The sequence below is a fragment of the Brevinematia bacterium genome, assembly GCA_039630355.1.
Taxonomy (GTDB): Bacteria; Spirochaetota; Brevinematia; order DTOW01; family DTOW01; genus SKYB106.
The window spans coordinates 1-7,592 of sequence record JBCNVF010000059.1; the positions used below are offsets into that span (position 1 = coordinate 1).

The window sequence follows — 7,592 nt, forward strand, 5'->3', positions numbered from 1 at the left end:
CAGGATATCCACATTGTTTCAAGGTATATCGGGCATTCGTTTCAATCCCTAAAAGGGCAGGTAAAAACCGGGCAGGAAATTAGGGTAGATGTTATAAGCATTTTTCAATCCCTAACAGGGCAGGTATAAACTGTTGGTTGATTTGATATGTCGTATGAGCGCATTTATGGTTTCAATCCCTAAAAGGGCAGGTAAAAACAACTTGTCTTCCCACTGTGTGTTCGTCCTCCAATCGTGTTTCAATCCCTAAAGAGGCAGGTAAAAACACGAACACAGACCAGTGTTAGACGATTTGGATGATGTTTCAATTCCTCAAAAAGGGAATAAAAAGTCTGTTTTTTGGGCTATGTTCTCTGTATTGCCTCTTGATTTCAAAAACTAAAGAAGTCTTCTATAAACTTACCTTAAACCTTAACTCACCTGCTCATCTACAAAACTTAAAACCTAGATAACCTACCCTTTACCCTCTATGTCCTAGAGCAACTTTTTTCACACACATATATTATATATCAAATTTTTCTGAAGAGTCAAGTTTTTTTAAAACTTTCCCTCCAGCCTCTCAAACATAACTATATAATATATATGACAGAAATCATTTACGAACTCACAAAATACCTTCCTGAAGACGAAGGAAATGAAGAAATTCAGACTGATGACATTAAAGCTGACAATGTCATCAGTATCAAGTTTTCAAACAAATATCAATACCAAGGAATTGAGGCTGAAGAATTTGAAAGTCAGGAAAAACTTCTGTTTAAAAAAATTGCCTCAAACATCTACCTAACTCCTACTATAGTGGCAACTGGCAAAGATGCTAGGAAGGTCGTTAAGCATATCGTGAATTCTCTTAAAAAACTCTCCAACTTCTCTAACACAGCTTTTGGAATTTTGAGAGTAGTTAAGAAAGACGAAACAAGAAAGGTTGTAGAGGATGAACTAAATCTTAAGTTAAAAGAATACTCACAAAGCGGAAGCAAGAAAATTTTGGTGAGCTTAAAGGTTGATGGTAGGTATCTTGCGGAGATACCTGATGTTAAAGATGCGGTAGCTTTATACTTCAAGGAAGGGGCTAGGTTTGGGTATAGGGATGGGGTTTGCAGTTTGTGTGGTGAGAGAAAAAAGGTTTCGGGCAATAACTCGCCCTACACCTTCTACACGATAGACAAGCCTGGGTATATAGCAAGCGGGCTTGACCCAAGGAATGCTTGGAAAAACTTCCCCGTGTGCTTTGATTGTAGATTAAAACTGGACAAAGCTAAAAAATTCATTGAAACTCATCTCAAATTCACCTTCGCCCGCTCGGTAAAATACACACTCATCCCCGCATTCTACACTGAAGATGTTAACTTCGGAAAAACAGTTCTGTCAGTTTTCAAAGAAGGAACAAAGAACATAAACCTAAACCAAAAAACACACGAAAAACTTAACGATGGGGAGAGGATTATTAAGTATGTGGCTGAAAAGTATAATCAGGATGATTCGTTTTCTCTAAATTTTCTTTTTGTAGATAAGGTGAATTCAAAGCAGGATATAAAGCTGTTGCTTCGTGATGTGTATCCATCAAGAATCAAACTAGTTTTTGACTACAGAGCATGGGTTAATGGGTTTGTGGATAAAATATTCTCCCTCACCTCTCACCCTAAAAACAGACCTGAAGAATACTACATAACAATGGAAAACCTGATAGACTTCTTCACAAATAGGTATAATGGATCGTTAATTGACTTTCCGTTTGAAAGTGAGTTTTATCAAATTGTTCATAAAATCTTCGTTGGAATTCCGTATGATGAGGATGTTCTGTTTAGAATATTTATGCTTTCTTTACTGAAACTGTTTAGAAGCGGAGAAGACAAACTATTCTACAAAGAAACTTTAGTTTCATACTTTCTATATATTTTTATAGACTTATGTTGTAATGGAGGAGTTGTTATGGATATTGATTTTTCCAACATAAACACGCTTGATGATTTTCTTAACAATTTTAAGGGGTTAAGTGGTGATCCTGTCCTCAAGGGCATATTCTTGGTAGGTGTCATAACCCAGAGGGTTATTGAATACCAGTTATCAAACGGGAAAAACCCCTTACTCACAGACCTTGTAATAACAAAAGAACAACTACAACAGATTTTTGTAAAGGTAAGGGAGAAGCTTATGCAGTATGGGATTCTAGGTAAGAAGGAAAAATTAATTCTCAGTGAAGCTTCTAAATACATGTCCCTATCTTCCGATTGGGATCTGTCAGTTAATAAGATATCTTACTATTTTTCTCTCGGTCTTGGGATGAAGGGTATTGTGTATGATTTTCTTTTTTTCAAAGAAAAAAAGAAAAAGGAGGTAGGTTATGGACATTCTTGAACAAAGCAAACCTTATCTCAAGAATAGGCGTGAGATTTTGTTTGTGTATAGTGTGAGGGATGCAAACCCAAACGGTGATCCGCTTGCTGAAAACAGGCCTAGGTATGACGAAAACACGGGGCTTAACTACGTCTCCCCAGACAGGCTCAAAAGAACAATAAGAGACCAACTTGCAGAGTTTGGAGAGAACATATTCGTAAAACCTGTTATGGAGAACGGAATGGTTCTAGATAGGACCACGATGGCACAAAAATACGGCTTCAACCTAGAGGATATAGAAAGAAAATGTATAGACGTAAGACTGTTTGGAGTATTACTGGCTGTTGATAAAGAAAGAGCTGAAGAAGAAGGTGAAGAGGAGGTTGATGATGAGACATACTTGGAGTTTGATGAGGGGTATGATGAGGAGGCACAAGGGCTATTTAACGACTTTAAGAAAAACAAAGAGCAAGAAAAACAGAAGAAAGATTTAGAGAAGAAAAGGAGAGAAAAAGAAAGAAGGAGTAGCGTTATTTTAGCAAGGTCAAGAACGGGTCCTGTTCAGTTTAACTGGGGCAGGTCGCTACATAGGGTTGTGCCTACGCTTATAAAAGGAACAACGGTTTTTGCATCCAAGCCAGGTCTTACACAGGGAACTATCACGGAGCGATACATACTGCCATACTCTCTCATAGCATTCCACGGGGTCGTGAATGAAAACGCAGCTAAATTCACTGGTCTTACTGGGACTGACGTGAATAAGATGCTTAAGGCGATGTGGATTGGGACTAAAGCAGGGGGTGATATTCTGACTTACTCCAAAACTGAGCATATTCCAAGACTTTTGGTTGAGATTGTGTATAAGAAGGGAACTTACCTACACATCGGCGAGCTTGATGCGCTAGTTAGAGTGAAACTTAACGGTGTTGCAAGGGATGAGGAGATAAGAGATATCAGCCAAGTTGTTCTTGACCTGACAGAGTTTAAAGACGTTTTGGAGCGATACAAAGAGAAAATATCGTATGTCTTGTATGCTATCAATCCTCGCTTGATAACGGTGCCGAGGATAGAGGAAGTTTTTAGTAGTGTAAGGGCTTTTGAGGTTGATTTTGAGAAACTATAGAGGTTGGGTATGAAGGAGGAGCTTCAGAAGGTTGTAGTGTTTGATATTTACGGCAGGCTTGCGCATTTTAGGAGGTTTTCAACAACCTCCTCACCTCTTTCATTTTGCTTCCCTCCCCCAACAACCGTAAGAGGAATGATAGGAGCGATAGTCGGAATAAGTAAGGAAGAATACATTGAGGAATGCAACCAGTTGGATATCGCCGTAAGGATAAACGGGTCTATAGAAAAAACTATCATGATGGGACTCAATTACCTTGACACGAAAGAAGGTTGCTACATAGACCCTACTGTGGTTTGTAAAAGAGGACACACACAAATTAGAATTGAGTTTATCAAAGACCCTAGTTATAGGATATATGTGAAGGCAGGAAGTGAGAAAGGAGTTTGGCTTCTGAACGCACTGCATAACTTTGTCAAAAATGGGCAATCCCGTTTTACAGTATCCCTTGGGCTTGCGCAACTTACAGCAAACATAAGGTATGTGGGGAAAGGGAAGATGTTGAGGGTAGGTAGGGTTGGTAGTGTTGATAGCGTGTGTCCATCAAGACTTATCAAGACACCTAGGAACAAAGGAGATAAGAAAATAGTTTTTGAGAGAGTCCCTTCAGTGATGAAAAGTGAGAGAGTGCCATATAAGTATGAGCTTACACTTGCCGAGATAACAGGAAGCACCATTGAAGGCTTGATTGACAACATCACCACGGTTGAGTATTACAGTGAAGTTGAGAATAAGACAAACATTGACAACGTTTTTTTCTTCACAGCTCAAGAAAATAATGTTGAGGTGGGGGTATGAAGTCTAATATTCTTTCGCATCTTAACAAACATCTTGAGGAACACATAAACGGCTGTCTAAAACATTTTAGAAACGAGATATCAAGGATGGAAGTTGATGAAAAACTTAAGAAAGCGATAGAAATACTGATAGTTTGCCATGACATAGGCAAAGCAACCAGTTATTTCCAAGAATACATAAGAGGAGGTAAGAAGAACATTTACACAAACCACTCGCTTCTTTCGTCCGTGTTTGCCTTCTACATAACAAAAGAAATCCTAAACGACATTAAACTTGCAGCTTACAGCTTCGTTGCTTGCAAAAACCACCACTCCGACCTCTGGAACTCAAAAGAGCAAAACATCAACTTCTTTCTTAACGAGCTTAGCATCATATCTCTTTTCATCTCCCCAGACCCTAATAAGGAAATAGCTATTGACTACCTAAAGAAACAAGCCGATAGCATAAATTTTGATGAACTGCATCTGTTTGTCAGTAATCTTGATGTTTCTGATGACATAAAAAATACTTTAACTGTGTCAAAGCAAAAGGTTTTTGAGTGGATTGAAAAAATACACAATGAGCTAATAAGCATAAAAGCGGAACATATTGTATCAAAAGCCACAAACCGTGATGTTAATATAATCTTTGATGACATTGGCGATTACTTCACTTTTCTGCTAATGTTCTCTTCTCTTGTTTTTGCTGACAAGAAAGACGCAACAATGCCAACCGACCTAAACTTCAACGTTAAGCCCTATAACTTTAATGAAAACATCGTTGAGGAATACAAAAAACACCTAAACACAACTTACACTATAAACGAACACAGAGAAAAAGCATACAAAGAAGTTTTAAAGAACAATATTGATAAACTTTTGAAAGATGGGAACAGGTTTTTCTCCATTACTCTTCCGACAGGAATGGGTAAAACACTCACAGGATTTGCTTTCGCTCTAAAACTAGCAAACCACCTAAAGAATAAAAACAAACACAACTACAGAATAATATACGCTCTTCCCTTTCTAAGTATAATAGACCAGAATTTCAGCGTTATAGAGAAGGTTCTTGAGGCCAGCGATATACAACCAACAAGTGATAAAATAATCAAGCATCATCATCTTACGGAAATCAAGTATAGAATAGATGAAACGCAATTTGACACACCCCTGAGCATAGAAATAGCAAAACTCTTCACAGAAACTTGGGAATCCAACATAATCATAACCACCTTTATACAGTTATTCCTGTCAATCATTACAAACTTAAACTCATCAAGCAGAAGACTTTTAAGGCTTGCTAAGTCCATCATAATTCTTGATGAAGTTCAAACAATTCCTCACAGGTATTGGTATTTCGTAAGAGAGGTTTTTGAAGAGCTTGCAAAAAGGTTTGACGTTTATGTTATTTTGATGACAGCAACACAACCCAAAATCCTGCCAACAGTTGAGCTTGTCAAGAACAAAGATTATTATTTCACACTACTTGATAGGATAAAGGTAAGGTATGATGAAAAACCTAAAACAATAGATGAGTTTTTGGATACATACGCAGATGAGATTAACAATCATCTTTCAAAGGGAAAGAAAGTTCTTTTGATGTGCAACACGATAAGGTCATCAAAGCAAATGCTTAAGAAGGTGATGGAAAAGTTTGGAAATTACAGCATCACTTATCTTTCTTCTTATGTTATTCCGAAGCATAGACTTGAGAGGATTGGGGACATAAAAAACGGCAAGTATGATATTCTTGTCAGCACACAAGTTGTTGAGGCAGGGGTGGATGTTGACTTTGACGTTGTGTATAGGGATTTTGCCCCGATTGATAGCATCATACAGGCATCAGGAAGATGCAATAGAAACGGAGTTAAGGACAAGGGAGTGTTTAGTGTGATAGAGTTGGTTTATGAGAAAAACGGTGAAAGGAAACATTACTCATCGCTTGTGTATGACTACTTCCTTCTTGACTGCACACGAACTGTTTTTGAAAACTACTTTAAGAATAACAATGTCATAAATGAAAAAGATTTTATAAATATGGTTAAAGACTACTTTGATGAGATTGACAGACGAGGAAACAAAAGTGGAGCACTTGAACTTCTTGATGCTCTCAAGTCTCTCAATTTCAACAAAATCAGACTCTTTAAACTGATTGAGGAAGATGCTAACAAGGATGATGTGTTTTTGGAAGTTGATGAAGAAGCAGTGAAGGTGTTTCAACAGGTTAATGAGATATATAAAGAAATTAAGTTCTATTTTTCTACAGGTGACAGACAGGGAGTTTTTAGAAAACTAATGGAGTATGAGAGCATAAAGGCAAAGGTTTATCAGTATGTTGTGTCAGCGGATGTAAGAGATCTTAACTTGCCTAGAAGCTATTTTGGGTTTTATTATGTTCCTAAAAACGATGTTAGAAAATACTATGACCCTGTTGAGGGGTTTGTAGTTTTACAAGGAGGCGCTTATGCTAAAAAGGGTTAAGGTTGTGCTTTATGCAGACCAAGAAATCACGCTTCCCAAGTCCTATAGCAGGATCTTGCAGGGCGCTATCTACGCAACATTCACGAAAAGAATGGCAAAAAAACTACACGACATTGGGTTTAGGGTTGGAAATAAGAGAATTAAGCTCTTCACATTCTCTGTAATATTTGGAAGACACAGAGAGAAGGGTAGGACAATAACATTCAAACCTCCTATCCACTTCTACTTCACAACCGCACTTCCTAATGTTTTAAGCAGTTTCCTAAAAGGACTGATGAAAAAAGGTAAGATGAGGATCGGGAAATATGAGTTGTGGGTGCATATGATAGAGGAGCGAGAGGTTAGAGCTCAAAACGAGGTTGACCTCAAAACACTATCTCCTTTGGTGGTAAGTGTTCGTGATGGTAGAAAACATAAATACCTTGCTCCCAGTGATGAGAGATTTTTTGATATAATCAAGAAAAATCTCTACAGAAAACTTATTGCCAAACTCGGTAAGGAGGTTGTTAGCGAGAACTTGAACATTGAAATATTACCACTTTTCAAGAATCGTAGATGGCGTAAGGTTGTGACGTTCTTTAAAGGAACACCTATCACTGCTTGGGAGGGAATGCTTAAGCTTAGAGGGAGTAAGAAACTTATAGAGCTTGCGCTTGTTGCAGGACTCGGAGCAAGAAATGCACAAGGCTTTGGAATGATGATACCTAGGAGAATGTGAGAATAGAAGTTTTTTGTAATAATAGCTGCTAATAGGAGGCGAGTATGGTTGCTTATATGATACATAAGTTTGGGTTAAACCCAAAAAACCTAGAGAAGGCAAAAAAATTTATAAAGAAATTTCTAGAGAACGGAATAACTGTCATATACACACCTCCAAT

Annotated in this window: 5 protein-coding genes; all 5 read left to right on the forward strand. The window is 37.8% G+C overall.

Features of this window, described 5'->3' with window-relative positions; all coding sequences use genetic code 11:
- Positions 1–582: 582 nt before the first annotated feature.
- The 5 genes from ABDH28_04405 to cas6 are packed head-to-tail and all read left to right on the forward strand — an operon-like array spanning position 583 to position 7,432.
- Positions 583–2,355, forward strand: a complete 1,773-nt coding sequence (locus tag ABDH28_04405; GenBank protein ID MEN2998257.1) for a TIGR02556 family CRISPR-associated protein — start codon at positions 583–585, stop codon at positions 2,353–2,355.
- Positions 2,342–3,457 carry a type I CRISPR-associated protein Cas7 gene (locus ABDH28_04410; GenBank protein MEN2998258.1) on the forward strand — a complete coding sequence of 372 codons (1,116 nt, stop codon included), beginning with the start codon at positions 2,342–2,344 and terminating at the stop codon, positions 3,455–3,457. The genes ABDH28_04405 and ABDH28_04410 overlap by 14 nt, the downstream gene beginning before the upstream one ends.
- A gap of 9 nt (positions 3,458–3,466) precedes the next feature.
- Positions 3,467–4,255: a type I-B CRISPR-associated protein Cas5b gene (gene cas5b / locus ABDH28_04415; GenBank protein MEN2998259.1), complete on the forward strand. Its 789-nt coding sequence runs from the start codon at positions 3,467–3,469 to the stop codon at positions 4,253–4,255.
- On the forward strand, positions 4,252–6,714 hold the full coding sequence (gene cas3, locus ABDH28_04420) for a CRISPR-associated helicase Cas3' (protein MEN2998260.1): 2,463 nt from the start codon (positions 4,252–4,254) through the stop codon (positions 6,712–6,714). The genes cas5b and cas3 overlap by 4 nt, the downstream gene beginning before the upstream one ends.
- Entirely contained in the window at positions 6,698–7,432 is a 735-nt protein-coding gene (gene cas6, locus ABDH28_04425; protein ID MEN2998261.1) for a CRISPR-associated endoribonuclease Cas6, read from the forward strand. The genes cas3 and cas6 overlap by 17 nt, the downstream gene beginning before the upstream one ends.
- The last annotated feature ends 160 nt before the right edge of the window (positions 7,433–7,592 follow it).

Coding starts and splice junctions, on each gene's coding strand:
- ABDH28_04405 (MEN2998257.1), top strand. CDS start 583: ATGACAGAAATCATTTACGAACTCACAAAATACCTTCCTGAAGACGAA.
- cas3 (MEN2998260.1), top strand. CDS start 4,252: ATGAAGTCTAATATTCTTTCGCATCTTAACAAACATCTTGAGGAACAC.
- cas6 (MEN2998261.1), top strand. CDS start 6,698: ATGCTAAAAAGGGTTAAGGTTGTGCTTTATGCAGACCAAGAAATCACG.
- ABDH28_04410 (MEN2998258.1), top strand. CDS start 2,342: ATGGACATTCTTGAACAAAGCAAACCTTATCTCAAGAATAGGCGTGAG.
- cas5b (MEN2998259.1), top strand. CDS start 3,467: ATGAAGGAGGAGCTTCAGAAGGTTGTAGTGTTTGATATTTACGGCAGG.